Below are 15,231 nucleotides of genomic sequence, written 5' to 3'. Positions count from 1 at the left end.
TCAGAGCGGGAGCACGGCCCCGAACCGCTTCACGGTCCTGATGATCGGCGCGGTCTCGATGCGCCCGATCGCGGGCAGCGCGCCCAGGCTCTCGGTCAGGTAGCGGTAGAACGCCGCGTCGTCGCGGCAGACGACGTTGGCCATCAGGTTGGCGGGGCCCGTCGTCGCGCCGACGTACGCGACCTCCGGGTGCCAGGTCAGCGCCCGCCCGGTGGCGTCCAGCTCGGCCGGCGGCACCGACATCCACAGCTGCGCCTCCACCCGGTGGCCCAGCAGCACGGGCATCACGTCGAGGTGGAAGAAGAGCGCCCCCGTCCCGTAGAGCTGCTCCACCCGGCGCCGGACCGTCGACTCGGACCAGCCCGTCGCCGCGGCCAGGTCCGCGTAGGGCGCCCGGCCGTCCCGCGACAGCGCCTCCAGCAGGGCGTCGTCACCGGGGCCCAGCGTGATCTCCTCGTCCTCGGCATGGCGGGCGAACGCCCGTCCCTCCTCGATGCCCGCCGCCTGCTCGGGGGAGAGCGCGGCCAGCCCGTCCCAGCCGACCCGCCCGCCGACGAACATGTGCAGGGTCCGGTGCGCCGTCACCGACAGCACGCGGTCGGTCTTGGCGAGCCTGCCCAGCAGCAGCGACTGGCGCTCCTTCGCCGTGCGCTGGATCGTGTTACAGGAGATCTCGGTGCCGCCGGACAGCAGATGCACCCAGAACGTGTCGGAGCGCCGCGCGAGCGCCTCGGCGATCGAGACCGCCGCGTCGGGGGTGCACCGCAACCTGATGGACCACGACTCGAAGCCGAGCCGCCGCCCGTCCACGGCGCCGACCACCCGTACGGTGCCGCTGGCGCGCAGCCGCCGGTAGCGGCGGGCCACCCGCTGGTCGGACACGCCGAGCACCTCGCCGATGCGGCTGAACGCGGCCCGCCCGTCCACCTGCAGCGCGTGCAGGAGCCTGCGGTCCAGCTCGTCCAGCTCGATGTTTTTCACCATCACAGGCTAGCTCGCGGGGAAAAGCGCCAGAAGTGCTGCTTCTGCTGGCGAATATCCCCATGCGGGCCCGATCTTATCCCCCATGACCCAGACCTCCGCAGCGACGAGGACCGGCTGGTGGCCGTTGGTGGCCGCGTGCACCGGCGCATTCATGCTCCTCGTCGACGTGACCATCGTGATGGTCGCGCTCCCCGACATCATCGACGACCTCCACATGTCCTTCACCGGCACCCAGTGGCTGCTGGACGGCTACGCGCTGGCCCTGGCCGCCCTGCTGCTCGCCGCCGGTTCCTTCGCCGATCACGCGGGACGGCGCAAGGTCTATCTGTGGGCGCTGATCGTGTTCGCGCTGGCCTCGCTGGCCTGCGGGCTGGCGCCCAGCGGCGGCGTGCTGCTGGCCGCCCGCGTGGTCCAGGGCGCGGGCGGGGCCGCCATGATGGCCACGACCCTGGCCCTGGTCAGCGCGACCTATCACGGCAGGCAGCGCGGCATCGCGTTCGGCGTGTGGGGCGGCGTCAGCGGGGCCGCCGCGGCCGTCGCCCCCGTGCTCGGCGGCCTGCTCACCGAGCACCTGCACTGGCGGGCCATCTTCCTGGTGAACCTGCCCATCAGCCTGGGTGCGGTCTGGCTGACCCTGCGCACGGTCGAGGAGTCGCGCCGGCCCGGCAAGGGGCGGCTCGACTGGCCGGGCATGGCGACGTTCACGGTGGCGGCGGGCGCGCTCACGTACGGGCTGATCGAGGTCGGGCAGCACGGCTGGACGTCGGCGCGGACGCTCGTGCCACTGGCCGCGGCGGCGGTGGCGCTCGCGGTGTTCGGCGTCATCGAGACGCGCGGCGATCACCCCATGCTGGACCTCAGGCTCTTCGCGAACCGGTCGTTCAGCGGCATCATGACCGGAGCCATGCTGCTGGTGCCGGCGGCGTTCGCCTGTCTCGCGTTCACCTCGCTCTGGCTGCAGCAGGACCTCCGGCTCAGCCCCGTGATGGCGGGGCTGGCGCTGTCGCCGATGGCCCTCGCCTCCCTGGTGACCTCGGTCGCCGCCGCCCGGCTCCTCCCCGGGCTGTCCCCGAGGGCGGCGATCGGCGGCGGGCTGCTGCTGATCGGCGCGGGCGCCTTCCTCCAGGGCACGCTCGACGCCGACTCGTCGTGGACCGCGCTGGTGCCCGGCCTGATCGTGACGGGGGTGGGCGTGGGGCTGTCCATCCCGTCGCTGAGCTCGGCCGCCATGTCGTACGCCCCTCCGCACCGCGCGGGCATGGCCGCGGGCACCGTCAACACGCTCAGGCAGCTCGGTTACGCGCTCGGCGTCGCCGTGTTCGGCATCCTGTACCAGGACGGCCTGGCGCCGTACGCCGCGCTCGACGACGTCTACCGGGCGAGCGCGGTCACCGGCCTGGCGGCGGGGCTCCTGGTCCTGGCGACTGTCCGTCCCGCGCGAGCCGCGTGAGCGTCAGAGCAGCCGGCGGATGTCCCCGTACGCGCGGTAGAAGCCGCCCCGGCCGGCGGAGCGCACGCCGTCGACGAGGTAGCGGGCTCCGGCCTCCCGGATGTCCTTGGGGAACTGCACGTTCCACGTCTCGAAGCCGGGGCTGACCACGCGGACCCGCAGCCGCTCGCCCTCCTTGAAGCACTCCACCACCACGCCGTCGCCCGCGTCGGTGGTGGTCTCCAGCGTCACCGACGGCTCCACCACCTGCAGCGACGCGGCCGCCTTGACGTCGAGCGGCTGCGGCACGGTGCCCGTGCGGGCCGCGGCGATGGCCGCCTCACTGGCGTCGATGCAGGCCAGCGAGCCGTCGGTGGTGACGATGTAGAGGCGGTCGTCCAGGAACTGCATGGAGAACGCGGAGCCGCAGCCGGTGCCGAGCTTCCACAGCCGCTCGCCGGAGGCGTCGAAGCAGTAGACCGACGAGTGGTTGTCACCGGCGAAGACGTGGCGGCCGCCCGGCGAGGTGGCGCAGGAGTAGACGGCGCCGTCGCACTGGTAGGCCGCCTCGATCCGGCCGTCGCCCTTGGCCAGGCGGATCACGCGGCCCACGGAGCCGCGGGCGGTGCCGGCGTAGACGGAGTGCGCCTCCTGCCAGCCGAACAGCACCTGCTCGCCGAGGGCGGTCTGCCAGACGGGCGTGCCGTCCTGGACGTCGTAGCGGGCCACGCCCTTGGAGTGCCCGTGGTAGACCGAGTCCTCGTCGCACCTGACCATCCAGGCCGAGTCGCCGGCGACGCCGCGCGACCACTGGAACTCGTCCTCGTAGTCGATCGTGGTGACCCCGCCGGCGCGGTCGGAGACGCCGAGCACGCCGTCGTGGATGTCGAGCCAGTAGATGTCCACGTCGGTGGCGATCTCGTACGCGGACCTCGGCACCTTGCCGCTCAGGTCGTACACGCGGCCGTCGTCGCAGCCCGCGTAGATCCAGAAGTCGTCGGCCACGATGCACTTGACGCCGTCGGGCAGCTTGAAGCGGCCGGTCACGGTGCCGGAGTGGGTGACGGTGTAGACGTCGCCGTGCTGGTTGCCGACCCAGCAGCGCTCGTCGTCCACGAAGATGCCGAACGCCGACGCCCCGCTGTCGAAGCGCCACAGGACCGGCGCCTGCTGGGCGGTCGACTGCGTGCTGGGGATGGCCCGGCGGGTGACGGCCCGGCGCTGGCGCATTCCGCGGACCGCCGCGGCGTACCCCTTGCGGGTCTTCTCGCCGATCTTCTTGGCGGCCGCGGCCTGGGCCTTGGCCGCGGTGGGGAAGTCGGTGACCTTGGTCTGGCCGCTCTCGCCGATGCGTCCGTAGGTGATCGTGACGCGGGTGCCCGCCACGGTCACGTCGTAGAACTTGTGCGATCCGCCGCCGTCCTCTGACAGCTCCAGGTAGGTCATGTCCGTACTTCTCCTGATTTGCCGGGCTTGATCACTTGCCCCGGAGAGTAGAGGACGGTGGCGACAAATCGCAGGGACCTACTTGTCGTACTCGTACGCTCCGGCGTCGACCGCGCCGTCACTGCCGTCGATGGCCCGGCCGGTCACGTCGCTGTCGCTGAACTTGGTGATCCCGAAGTCGATGGCCGGGCTCCCGGCACGCAGGCTCAGCGGGTTGGCGGTGTTCGACAGGTTGAACCGCGGGTCGGCCGTGATGTTGTCGTGGCCGCCCATCTGGTGCTGCGAGGCGCCGAAGAACACGTTGTGGTGGCTGTCGGTGACGTTCGGGCCGTAGGCGGTCTTGGCCGTGACCTGGATGATGTTCTGCGACATCGACAGGTGGGCGTTGGTGCAGCCGGCGTCGCAGACGACGCCCTGGGAGCCCGCCTGGGGCAGGTACACGGAGTTGTTGCGGAACACGGTGCCGAACACGGGCCCGTTCGGGTCGGGGTCCTCCCCGGGCTCCTGCGGGCCGCGGGTGACGAGGGCCGCGCCCGTCTTGGGGCCGGTGATCACGTTGTACTCGAAGACGTTGCCCGAGGTGCCGTCGGGGTCCTCGGGGTCGCCGTTCTCGTCGACGCCGTGGCTGGTGCCGAGCTCGGTGAAGGTCTCGTTGTCCACCGAGATGTTGTGGTGGATGCGGTTGTCGGAGCCGAGGAAGATCTCCACGGCCGCGCCGTCCAACCCGTAGTCGTAGCTGGTCGCGATCGAGCCGCGGAACTCGTTCCAGCCGATGTCGGAGTTGTCACCCTGGACGAGGATCGCGAACGCGCCCGAGTCGTCGTTGCCCGGCTCCTCGGTGTTCTTGCTCATGAAGTTGTTGTCGATGAAGTCGTTGGCCGTCACCGCGTTACGCTGCGCCTTCGGCGCGATGTAGACCCCGGCCGCGGCGCCCGTGATGTAGTTGCGCTCGACGACATTGTCATTGCCCGTCACCTTCACGCCGGCCCACGAACAGCGGCCGTCGTCCTGGGGCACTCCCACCTGGAGGTTGTAGACCTCGATGTGATCGCCGTCCAGGCTCACGCACGCCTCGTTGTCCCCGGAGATGATCGGTCTGGCACTGCTCGTGCCGTAGGTGTCCACGACGATCGGGGCCTGCGCGTTGCCCGACTCGGTGATCGCGAGTTGCTGCCCCTTCCACCTGCTGCCGCGCTTCAAGAACAGCTTGGCGCCTTCGGGCAGATTCGCCGCCGACGCCTTGGTGAGGGTCTTCCACGCGGTGGCCTCCGAGGTGCCTAAGGCGGAGTCGTTGCCGTTGACGGAGTCCACGTAGAAGACGGCGGCGTCCGCCGATGCGGTACCCGTGGCCACGGTCGTGGCGAGCGTGGTGGTGACGAGCGCGAGCGCTGCCGTCGACGCGCCGGTCCGCAAGTTCCAGCCTGACATTTCAGCCTCCAGAACTGCCGGGGCTCCGTCACGCAACGAAGATCATCCCCGGCTTGCGGCTGACACATTAACCGGATTTAGTCGGAAAGTCCCGATTTTTCCTGACTCAAATCGGAGGTTTAGGTCCCGGCCCTGATCGGCACCACGTTGCCGGGCGCCCCGCTGCGCGGCAGCGCGAACCAGGTGGCCTTGCCGACGAGATCGGGGTGGGTGACGTAGCGCTGGGGATGGCAGCCGTAGAACCCGTCGGAGAGCCTGGCGATGATCCGCAGCCCCCGCCCGTGCTCGGCCCGCTCGTCCGGCGGGGCGGGCTCCGGCAGCAGCGGACTGCTGTCCACGACCACGCACATGATCTCTTTCGCGTCGATGTGCAGGGCCAGTTCGTACGGGCCGTCACCGTACATCAGAGCATTGGTGATCAATTCGCTCACCATGAGGACGGCGTCGTCAACGAGATCCGAACAAAGGGAGAGCGCCGACAATTCTTCGCGGATGATCGCCCGCGCGTGGCCGACCGTCCGGACGTCTTCGCGCAGTGGCCACACGTACTGCATCCGGCTCCGACGAGCTGATCGCAGCGTGGTCATGGCATCTCTTTCCTGTGTTTGCCGGGCTTCCGGGACAGAGGGACAGCGAATGCGCGTTTCACTCAACAAGAGAGCCTGCCTTTGGGTCGACGTACATGGCCGTCGAAACCTGTACGCACGGGGAGGCCTTTTGGGTCGAATCTTCGGTGAGAAATCGCAATTCTTTTTAACCGCCGCCCGAAACGACGGGTATGGGCCCGGGTATGGGCCCTGCCATGAGCACTGACGAGAACACACCCGAGATCGACACCCAGCCCCCCGCCGCCGCCGCCCGGCGGCCGGGCCGGCGTGGAGAGCCGCCGCCGAAGCCCAAGCCCGCGGGGATGCAAGCGCTGGAGCAGGCGCTGTCGCGGGCGGGCAAGGAGTTGAAGGACATCCTGTGGGTCCGGCCATGACGACTGGCTCCTGAGGGCCCTGTTCGCGTCGCCGCTGCCGAGGCCCGGCGACGCGACCGGCTCACGAGGTCTCGGCCACCCCCGCGAGCAGGGACCAGAGCGAGTACGGGGTCAAGGGGACGTCGGTGATCCGGCCGGCGATCTCCGGGAGGGCGGCGGCCACGGCGTTGGCGATGGCGGCCGGAGGGCCGATCGTGCCCGACTCCCCCACCCCCTTCATCCCGCCGGGCGTCAGCGGCGACGGCGTCTCCAGCATCACGACCTCGATGTCCGGCACCTCCCGCGTCGTCGGCAGGAAGTAGTCGGTGATGGGCTGGCCTTCGGGGGTGTAGACGATCTCCTCGGTGAGCGCCTGGCCGATCCCCTGGACCACGCCGCCGCGGATCTGGCCTTCCACGACGGCCGGGTTGACCAGCACCCCGGCGTCGTTGACGACCCAGTAGCGCTCCACCTCGACGGCCCCGGTCTCCGGGTCCACGGCCACGGCGGCCGCGTGGGCCCCGTAGGCGAACGTGTAGGCGTCGGGGTCGTAGCTGACCCGTTCCTCCAGGCCCGGTTCGACCCCGTCCGGGAGGTCCCAGCCGCGCCACGCCGACGTGGCCAGCTCCCGCAGCGTGAGGGACGCCGCCGGGTCGCCCTTCACCCGCACCACGCCGTCGGCGATCTCCAGGTCGTCGGGGGCCGCCTCCAGGCGGTGCGCGGCCAGGGCCACGAGCTTGCCGCGCAGCCGCTCCGCGGCCCGGGTGAGCGCACCGCCGCCGACCACGAGCGAGCGGCTGGCGATCGACCCGACCGACGAGTACGGCGTGGCCGCCGTGTCCCCCAGCACCACCCGTATCCGCTCGATCGGCACCCCGACCCGGTCGGCCGCGAGCTGGGCCAGCGCCGTCTCGATGCCCTGCCCTATCGACACCACCCCCGACGACACGACCACCGACGCGTCCTGCTCCATGCGCAGGAACACCGACTCGTAGCCGCCCGCCTGGATGCCGGCGTCCCTGAACTCCTTCGAGGGCCCCATGCCGGTGGTCTCCACATGGCAGGAGTAGCCGATGCCGCGCCTGCGCCCGTCGGCCTTCTCGACCGGGGTGACCAGGTCGCGCAGGGTACGCAGGGCGTGCGGGTAGTCGCCGGAGTCGTAGCGCTGGTAGACGCGGTTCGTGTACGGCAGTTCGCCGGGCCCCAGCATGTTGCGCAGCCGCAGCTCGACCCGGTCGATCCCCAGCCTGCGGGCCGCCTCGTCGATCAGCCGCTCCCTGGTCAGGCTGCCCTCCGGCTGCCCGAACCCGCGGTAGGAGCCGGTCGGCGTGGTGTTCGTGACGACGCCGCGCACGCGTACCGCCACCCGGTCGAACCGGTACGGCCCCGGCAGCAGGGTGGCCGTCACCGCGAAGGTCGACGCGCCCACGTTCGAGGGGTGCGCGCCGATGTCGCCGACCAGGTCCACGTACATCGCCACGAAGCGCCCGTCCCCGTCGAGCGCCAGCCGCCCCCGGTGCACGGCGGCCCGCGCCGGCAGCGTGGCGACCAACCGGTCGCCCGGCGACTCCGACCAGCTCACCGGCCGGCCCAGGCGCATCGAGGCCAGGCAGATGAGCGCCTCGTCCGGGTAGACGTGCTCCTTGCCGCCGAACCCGCCGCCCGTGTCGCGGCTGATGACGCGTACCCGGTCGTGGGAGAGCCCGAACGCCTCCGCCAGGTGCTCGCGCACCTGGTGCGGCGCCTGCGAGGAGGTGTGCACGGTCAGCTCGTCGTCGGCGTACGAGGCCACCACGCCGCGCGGCTCCATGGGGTGCGGCGAGACGCGGCCCATCGTGAACGTCAGCTCCACGACGTGCGCGGCCCCCTCGACGAAGGCGGCGCAGTCCTCGTCGCCCATCGTGAAGTCGGTGAGCACGTTCGTGCCCCACTCCGGATACAGCAGCGGGGCCCCGTCCCGCATCGCCCGCTCCGTCCCGACCACCGCCGGCAGCTCGTCCAGCGAGAGATCGACGAGCTCGGCGGCGTCCCTGGCGGCCTCGGGGGTGCCGGCGACGACGAGCGCGAGCGGCTGGCCCGCGTACCTGATGGCGTCGTCCAGCACCCGGTAGGACTGCAGCCGCTGGCCGGGGGACAGGTGGACGCACGGCAGGCGCAGGTCGGGGGCGTCGGCGGGGGTGATGACGTCGAGCACGCCCTCCACCGCCCAGGCCGCCTTGGCGTCGCAGCCGAGCAGCCGCCCGTGGGCGATGGGGCTGCGGACCACGTACGCGTGGACCGTTCCCGGCAGCCGCACCGCCCCGACGTACCTGCCTCGACCGGTCAGCAACCTGGCGTCTTCCCGCCGCGGCGTCCTGGCGCCGACATAAGGCTCACCCATGGTCCCGATTCTGAGCGCGCCCGCCCCGGCTGTCGATGACCCCACCCCCTCCCGGTGGACCGACGCGGGGTCATACCACCTCGAAAGCCGCCATCATCGCCATGTCCTCGTGTTCGAGGTTGTGGCAGTGCAGCACGTACCGCCCCCGATAGTCGGTGAACCTGGTGACGATCTCGACGGTCTGCGCCTCGCGCAGCTCGACGGTGTCCTTCCACTCGGGCGGCCCCTGCGGTCGCTCCCCGTTCACCGTCAGCACCTGGAAGTGGTCGAGATGCAGGTGCACGGGATGCGCGACGTCGCTGGTCAGCCGCCAGACCTCGATGTCCCCGAGCCTGGGCCTGGCCTCCATGCGCTTGGGGTCGAACGGCTTGCCGTTGATCAGCCACCCCATCCCCCCACTGCTGAACTCGAAGTCCCGCGTCACCTTCGCCTTTCCGGGATCGAGCGCCTCCACCGTGGACAGCCGCTCCGGCACGGACGACTCGTCCTTCTCGTCCCGATCCACGGCGAACCGCATGACCCTCGCCTGCGCGCCCTCCCCCGCCAGGTTCCGCAGCTCGACCTGCCGGCCCACCTTGTACGCGGAGAAGTCGACCACCACGTCGGCCCGCTCGCCGGGAGCCAGCCGGAGCTGCCGCACCGTACGCGGCCGAGCCAGCAGTCCGCCGTCGGAGCCGATCTGGACCAGCGGCCCGCCGGTCGCAAGCTCGTACGTCCGGGCGTTGGAGGCGTTGCACAGCCGCAGCCGGTACCGGGCCCTGGCCACCCGCAGCTCGGGCCACGGCGCCCCGTTCACCAGGATCACGTCCCCGAGCACGCCCCCCATGTACGCCTCCCGCACCCCGGGCCGGCCCTCCAGCGCCGGATACAGCATCGTGCCGTCGGCGGCGAACGACCGGTCGCAGATCAGCAGCGGCAGGTCGCGTTCCCCGGCGGGCAGCGGCAGCGCCTCCTCCTCCGCGTCCCGCACCAGGAACATCCCGGCCAGCCCGCGCCAGACCTGCGGCCCCGTGTAGTCCATGCGATGGTCGTGGTACCAGAGCGTGGCGGCCCGCTGCTCCAGCGGGAACACGTACTCGCGGGACGCCCCCGGCGCCACCAGGTCGGTGGGGAAGCCGTCGGACTCGGGCGGGGTGTGCCCGCCGTGCAGGTGCAGGACGGTCGGCTCGCCGAGCTGGTTGACCAGCTTCACGACGGTCCGTCGCCCGGCGCGGGCCTCGATGGTCGGGCCGGGGAACGTGCCCCCGTACCCCCAGATCCCGGTACGCAGGCCCGGCAGCACCTCCACCTCGGCCGCCCGCTCGGTCAGCTCGTAGAAGTCGGCCCCGCCCGCGCTGCGCACCGGCTTGGCCGTCTCCGGGACCGGCAGCGGCACCGCGTACGGCCTGGGCAGCGGCGCCGCGCTCGTCAGGAGCTGCGGCTGCGGGGTTCCGGCGATCAGCGAGCAGCCCGGCACCCCGGCCACCGCCACCGCGCCCAGTCCCAGCAGCCGCAGCACGTCGCGTCGCGTGTGGGTCATTGCCGCGCCATGACCCGGTTGAGCTGCTCGACGCCTCCGTGGAACATCAGCACCCCCAAGGGCACGTGCAGGACCTTCAGCCCAGCGACTCCGAGAATCGCCTGCACCACCGTGGCCACCAGGAGGATCACCGCCGGAAGGATGAACTTGGCCTTCCCACCGCCGGGCCAGCGGACAAGGATCGCCGCGACGACATGGACGATCCCTATGACGAGCAGGGCGACGGCCGTAGCCATGTGCAGCGCCCGGCCGCCGGGCGTGGAAAGCAGCAGGCCCGCCGCCACCGCCTGGAACAGCAGTGCGACGGCGTGCAGGGGCGCCACGACTTTGAGCGCCCACATGGGCCAGGTCGCCGGCCGGACGGCAAGGGTCTGTTGCGCGGTCATGATCGATCTCCCGGGAGTGTTCGCGCAGGGAGGGCTTCCCCGGCGGTGATGAAGGTCTCCATGCGTTCCATGGCCGAGGCGGCGCCGAACGCGCAGAGCCGTACCAGGTCCTCGTCCGGCCGCGAGCCGCGCCAGGCGGCCACGTCCGCGTCGGTCACCCGGTACGGTGCGAGCGCGGCGAGCAGGGCCAGCCGCGCCCCGGCGCGCTCCCCCGCCGGAACCTCGGCGAGCGGCGCGTCCAGCCAGGCGCCGCCCATGGGCGGGCGCTCCCCGTCCCAGGCCGCCACCGTGTCCGCCACGGCGGCGCGGGCGGCGTCCCCGAGCAGTTCCCCACCGGCGGCTCCGGCGGCCCGCAGCGCGGCGTAGGCGGCGCCGGCGGCCGTGCCGGCGCCCCAGGCGGGCTCCGGCCGCGCGGGCAGGTCAGCGACCAGGGGCAGGCTCGCGCCCGGTGTCAGCCGCCTGCGCACCGTACGGGCCATCACCCGGCCGCCCACGCTCCTGACCAGGCGCGATTTCTGGAGGTTCGCGGGCAGGAGATTCTCGGTGAGCAGGGCCGAGGCCATGCGGTTGATGAAGTGGAAGGTCAGCGCCGTCCCGACGTGCTCCGCCCCTATCCAGGCCCCGCCGCGCCGCGACGTGGCCCAGGCCAGCAGCGCGGCGTGCTCGGGGTCGTCGGGCGTGCCGCCCGCGGCGATGGTCTCCGCCAGCCGGTGGTCGCCGGTCGCGTGCAGCAGCGTCGTGTGCGCGGCCACGCAGAACGGGCACCGGTTCGCCATCGACACGCCCAGCGCCACGACCTCCTTCCCGGTCCTGGACGCGGTCCCGGCCAGCAGCGACTCGCGCAGCGCGGCCCAGGTCGCGGCGAGCACGTCCGGCGCGGGCGACAGCGTCAGGAAGACCGCCATGCGCGCCATGCCGAAGTCGTCCGCGAGTTGCGCGTAGACCTGGGCCACCCGGCCGGTCGCCGCCTGCGGCTGCACCGGCGTGACATAACGGAACTGTGTCTCCATAGCCGGACATCGTGGTATTTCTCAGGCCCTCGGGGCGTCGTGCCGTGGTTGACTCATGCACCTACCGCCCAGGAAGAACCTTCGTGCGGAGTACTGCGCCGGGAGTAGTCCGGAATTACATCCAGGCGGCGAGGATCGTGCCCTGGTCAACGCTCTAATGTGCAGAGATGACCTTTCTGCGCGGATGGCACCCGCTCGCCGTGGACAGCGCGCTCGCCGCCGTCGTGGCCGTCATGCTGGCCGCCACCGTGCTGGTCACGCCGCAGGCGGGCGCCCTGGACCTGGCCGCCGTCCTGGTCGGCTCGCTCTCCCTCGTCGCGTGGCGCCGCGCGCCCCTGGTGCCGCTGGTCGTCGGCACGGTCAGCATGCTCGTCTTCTCCGTGCACGCCCAGCCGGGCCCGCCCGCCGCCTTCCCCGTGCTGATGGCGGTCTTCGCCGCGGTATGGGCCGGACACTTGCTGCTGCCCGCGCTGGCGAGCGTGGTGTTCCTGGGCGTCAGCCTGGCGATCAACCTGGCCACCGCGACCGGGCAGAGTCCCAAGGACATCGTCCAGGGAACGACGTTGCTGCTCGGCTGGTTCCTGGCGTCGGGGGTGACGGCGACGGTCGCCCGGCAGCGGCAGGCGTACCTGGAGCAGGTCGAGCAGCGGGCCGCGGAGGCCGAGCGCACCCGTGAGGAGGTCGCGCGCCGGCGCGCGGGCGAGGAGCGGCTCAGGATCGCCAGGGAGCTGCACGACTCGCTCACGCACAGCATCTCGGTCATCAAGGTGCAGGCGGGCGTGGCCGTGCACCTGGCCCGCAAGCGCGGCGAGGACGTGCCCGGGGCGCTGCTGGCCATCCAGGAGGCCAGCGGGGACGCCATGCGCGAGCTGCGCGCCACGCTGGAGGTGCTGCGCGACACCGACGCCGCGGACGGCTCCGGCGGCTCCGACGGCTCCGACGGCTCCGGCGCGCAGGACAGCCGGCTCGACCGGCTCGACGACCTGGTGGAGCGGGCCCGCTCGACCGGGCTGGCCGCCACGGTGACGATCTCGGGGGTACGGCACGAGCTGCCGCCCGAGGTCGACCGGGCCGCGTACCGGATCGTCCAGGAGGCGCTCACCAACGTCTCCAGGCACGCGGGCGGGGCGGCGGCGTCCGTACGCGTCGACTTCGGCGGCGACGAGCTGGTCGTGCAGGTGGACGACGACGGCCTGGCGAGCAGGGACGCGCCGCCCGTGCCCGGCGTGGGCCTGCTCGGCATGCGCGAGCGGGTCACGGCGCTCGGCGGCCGGCTGCGGGCCGAGCCCCGCCCGGAGGGCGGCTTCACCGTACGCGCAGAGCTTCCACTGGGGGAACCGACGTGATCCGCGTGCTGCTCGTGGACGACCAGGCACTCATCCGCGGCGGCTTCCGCGCCCTGCTGGAGGCCGAGGACGACATCGAGGTCGTGGCCGAGGCCGCCAACGGCGAGCAGGCCCTCGCCCTCGCCCTCGAACACCTGCCCGACGTGGCGCTCGTCGACGTCCAGATGCCGGTGATGGACGGCATCGAGGCGACCCGGCGCATCGCGGCCGACGAGCGGCTGAGCGAGGTGCACGTCGTGATCCTCACCAACTACGGCCTCGACGAGTACGTCTTCAACGCGCTCAGGGCGGGTGCGAGCGGGTTCCTGGTCAAGGACACCGAGCCCGCCGACCTGCTGCAGGGCGTCAGGGTCGCGGCCCGCGGCGACGCGCTGCTGTCCCCCGCCATCACCCGCCGCCTCATCGGCGAGTACGTGGCCCGCCGCCCCGAGCCGGACCCGCAGGGTCTGGAGGTGCTCACCAACCGCGAGCGCGAGGTGACCGCGCTGGTCGCCCGCGGCATGTCCAACGACGAGATCGCCGCGCACATGGTGATCAGCCCGACCACCGCGAAGACGCACGTCAGCAGGGCCATGACCAAGCTGCGGGCACGCGACCGGGCACAGCTCGTGGTCTTCGCGTACGAGTCGGGCCTGGTGACACCGCGTCATAGCTGATGGCGTGATGAAATGAGGCGTGAACATCATTTCGCGCGGTTTCCGCGGACGGCACCGGCCGGACGGCGACCGGGTGCCGCCGGGGCAGTACCTCGTCGACGACTTCCCCGTGCTGTCGGCCGGGCCGACGCCGCGGGTGCCGCTGGACCGGTGGGAGTTCGCCATCGACACCGAGGCGGAGCAGACCCACCGCTGGTCGTGGCAGGAGTTCATGGCGCTGCCCAGTGAGACTCCCATGGTCGACATCCACTGCGTGACCAAGTGGACCAAGCTGGACACCACCTGGGAGGGCGTCTCGCTCGACGTGCTCTTCGAGGACGTCGAGACCGCCGCCGAATACGCGCTCATCTACTCGTACGGCGGCTACACCACGAACCTCCCGCTCGAGGACCTCCTCGACGGCAAGGCGTGGATCGTGCACCGCTTCGACGGCGAGGAGCTGGAGCCGCGGCACGGCGGCCCGGCCCGGCTGATCGTGCCGCACCTGTACTTCTGGAAGTCGGCCAAGTGGGTACGCGGCATCCGGCTGCTGAACGAGGACTGGCCCGGCTTCTGGGAGACCGCCGGCTACCACAACTACGGCGACCCGTGGCGCGAGCAGCGCTACGAGGGCGACTGAGGTGCGCCGCCTGGCCTGGCGGGCGGCCGAGCTCGCCGAGATCGTCACCGAGACCGCGACCGCGCGCACGCTGCGGTTCCGGGTGCCCGAATGGCCGGGGCACCTGGCGGGGCAGCACGTGGACGTGCGGCTGACGGCCGAGGACGGCTACACCGCGCAGCGCAGCTACTCGCTGGCCGGCCCCGCCGACGGCGACCTCGTCGATCTGACCGTGGAAACCGCGCCGGACGGCGAGGTGTCGCCGTACCTGACCGAGGTCATCGAGGTCGGCGACCAGGTCGAGCTGCGCGGCCCGGTGGGCGGCTGGTTCGTCTGGCGGCCGGAGAGCAAGGCGCCGGTCGTGCTGGTAGCCGGCGGGTCGGGGATCGTGCCGCTGATGGCGATGATCAGGGCGCGCCGGCAGGCGGGCAGCCGGGTGCCGTTCCGCCTGCTCTACTCGCTGCGCGACCCGGACCGCCGCTACTACGCCGAGGAGCTGCGCCGCTCCGACCCGGGGCTCGACATCTCCTACCTCTACACCAGGTCCGCGCCGTCCGGCGCGTCCCGCCCGGCGGGGCGGATCATGCTGGACGACCTGGCCGAGGGCGGCTGGCCCGCGACCTTCGAGCCCGACTGCTACGTGTGCGGGCCGACAGGGTTCGTGGAGGCGGCGGCCGACCTGCTGCTCGCGCTGGGGCACGCGCCCGAGCGCATCCGTACCGAACGTTTCGGATAGGGGGAGCTCACATGACCGCAGAACACCTCGACGGCAACGCGCTGGCGGGCCCGCTCGGAGAGATCTTCGCCGTGGACGTCACCGCCGCCACCGGCCGCTGCGCGAGCTGCGGCCTCGCGGGCCCGGTCGCCTCGCTCCGCGTGTACGGCCCCGACCCCGGGCTGGTGGCCCGGTGTCCCGGCTGCGAGGAGGTGATCCTCCGGCTGGTACGCGGCCCGGGCACGGCCTGGCTCGACCTGCGCGGCACGGTTTCACTGCGCGTTAACCTGCCCGACTGACGACATTGGGGACAGATCGTTCCTCATGAAGGTGCCCGACTGAGTACACTCGGGCAGGTTCAACCGGCCGAGAT

General features: G+C 71.9%; 15 protein-coding genes. 7 read left to right on the top strand and 8 right to left on the bottom strand.

All coding sequences use genetic code 11. The annotated features are described in order from the left end of the window. On the bottom strand, nucleotides 1-981 hold the full coding sequence (locus AB0J87_RS49235; protein ID WP_363979082.1) for an AsnC family transcriptional regulator: 981 nt from the start codon (nucleotides 979-981) through the stop codon (nucleotides 1-3). Nucleotides 982-1,066: 85 nt separating this feature from the next. Between AB0J87_RS49235 and AB0J87_RS49230 the strand changes: the two genes are divergently transcribed. Further along, nucleotides 1,067-2,434 (top strand): MFS transporter, encoded by a 1,368-nt coding sequence (locus AB0J87_RS49230; protein WP_363979079.1) that lies wholly within the window; start codon nucleotides 1,067-1,069, stop codon nucleotides 2,432-2,434. Between the two features lie 3 nt (nucleotides 2,435-2,437). On the opposite strand, the gene AB0J87_RS49225 is transcribed toward AB0J87_RS49230, so the two are convergent. The 3 genes from AB0J87_RS49225 to AB0J87_RS49215 form a co-directional block, all read right to left on the bottom strand. After that, a complete protein-coding gene (locus AB0J87_RS49225; RefSeq protein ID WP_363979076.1) occupies nucleotides 2,438-3,859 on the bottom strand; it encodes a WGR domain-containing protein in 1,422 nt (473 codons plus the stop codon). 78 nt (nucleotides 3,860-3,937) lie between these two features. Further along, nucleotides 3,938-5,287 carry a hypothetical protein gene (locus tag AB0J87_RS49220; RefSeq protein ID WP_363979073.1) on the bottom strand — a complete coding sequence of 450 codons (1,350 nt, stop codon included), beginning with the start codon at nucleotides 5,285-5,287 and terminating at the stop codon, nucleotides 3,938-3,940. Nucleotides 5,288-5,406: 119 nt separating this feature from the next. Continuing rightward, a complete protein-coding gene (locus tag AB0J87_RS49215; protein ID WP_363979286.1) occupies nucleotides 5,407-5,841 on the bottom strand; it encodes an ATP-binding protein in 435 nt (144 codons plus the stop codon). A gap of 248 nt (nucleotides 5,842-6,089) precedes the next feature. Between AB0J87_RS49215 and AB0J87_RS49210 the strand changes: the two genes are divergently transcribed. Further along, the gene (locus AB0J87_RS49210; protein WP_363979071.1) at nucleotides 6,090-6,269 is read left to right on the top strand and encodes a hypothetical protein; all 180 of its coding nucleotides are present in this window, start codon (nucleotides 6,090-6,092) and stop codon (nucleotides 6,267-6,269) included. Between the two features lie 61 nt (nucleotides 6,270-6,330). On the opposite strand, the gene AB0J87_RS49205 is transcribed toward AB0J87_RS49210, so the two are convergent. The 4 genes from AB0J87_RS49205 to AB0J87_RS49190 all read right to left on the bottom strand — a co-directional run bounded on the left by AB0J87_RS49205 (nucleotide 6,331) and on the right by AB0J87_RS49190 (nucleotide 11,543). After that, nucleotides 6,331-8,628 (bottom strand): xanthine dehydrogenase family protein molybdopterin-binding subunit, encoded by a 2,298-nt coding sequence (locus AB0J87_RS49205; RefSeq protein ID WP_363979068.1) that lies wholly within the window; start codon nucleotides 8,626-8,628, stop codon nucleotides 6,331-6,333. A 70-nt stretch (nucleotides 8,629-8,698) separates the two neighbouring features. After that, nucleotides 8,699-10,147 (bottom strand): multicopper oxidase family protein, encoded by a 1,449-nt coding sequence (locus tag AB0J87_RS49200; protein WP_363979065.1) that lies wholly within the window; start codon nucleotides 10,145-10,147, stop codon nucleotides 8,699-8,701. Then, on the bottom strand, nucleotides 10,144-10,533 hold the full coding sequence (locus AB0J87_RS49195; protein WP_225963822.1) for a hypothetical protein: 390 nt from the start codon (nucleotides 10,531-10,533) through the stop codon (nucleotides 10,144-10,146). Before AB0J87_RS49195 ends, AB0J87_RS49200 begins: the two co-directional genes overlap by 4 nt. After that, on the bottom strand, nucleotides 10,530-11,543 hold the full coding sequence (locus AB0J87_RS49190; protein WP_363979062.1) for a carboxymuconolactone decarboxylase family protein: 1,014 nt from the start codon (nucleotides 11,541-11,543) through the stop codon (nucleotides 10,530-10,532). Before AB0J87_RS49190 ends, AB0J87_RS49195 begins: the two co-directional genes overlap by 4 nt. A gap of 167 nt (nucleotides 11,544-11,710) precedes the next feature. On the opposite strand from AB0J87_RS49190, the gene AB0J87_RS49185 reads away from it, so the two are divergent. From AB0J87_RS49185 to AB0J87_RS49165, 5 genes are read left to right on the top strand one after another with little or no spacing between them, the layout of a single operon-like run. Continuing rightward, nucleotides 11,711-12,889, top strand: a complete 1,179-nt coding sequence (locus AB0J87_RS49185; protein WP_363979059.1) for a sensor histidine kinase — start codon at nucleotides 11,711-11,713, stop codon at nucleotides 12,887-12,889. Then, complete coding sequence (locus tag AB0J87_RS49180; RefSeq protein ID WP_363979056.1) at nucleotides 12,886-13,545, top strand: response regulator transcription factor; 660 nt, start codon at nucleotides 12,886-12,888, stop codon at nucleotides 13,543-13,545. The genes AB0J87_RS49185 and AB0J87_RS49180 overlap by 4 nt, the downstream gene beginning before the upstream one ends. 19 nt (nucleotides 13,546-13,564) lie before the next feature. Beyond that, complete coding sequence (locus AB0J87_RS49175) at nucleotides 13,565-14,164, top strand: sulfite oxidase-like oxidoreductase (RefSeq protein WP_363979053.1); 600 nt, start codon at nucleotides 13,565-13,567, stop codon at nucleotides 14,162-14,164. A 1-nt stretch (nucleotide 14,165) separates the two neighbouring features. After that, nucleotides 14,166-14,879: a ferredoxin reductase gene (locus tag AB0J87_RS49170; RefSeq protein WP_363979050.1), complete on the top strand. Its 714-nt coding sequence runs from the start codon at nucleotides 14,166-14,168 to the stop codon at nucleotides 14,877-14,879. A gap of 11 nt (nucleotides 14,880-14,890) precedes the next feature. Next, nucleotides 14,891-15,157, top strand: coding sequence for a DUF6510 family protein (locus AB0J87_RS49165; RefSeq protein ID WP_185069447.1), 267 nt, complete (start codon nucleotides 14,891-14,893; stop codon nucleotides 15,155-15,157). Nucleotides 15,158-15,231: the final 74 nt, after the last annotated feature.

Source organism: Nonomuraea sp. NPDC049625 (assembly GCF_040675285.1).
Lineage (GTDB): Bacteria > Actinomycetota > Actinomycetes > Streptosporangiales > Streptosporangiaceae > Nonomuraea > Nonomuraea angiospora_A.
This window is presented reverse-complemented; position numbering and strand designations above follow the sequence as displayed.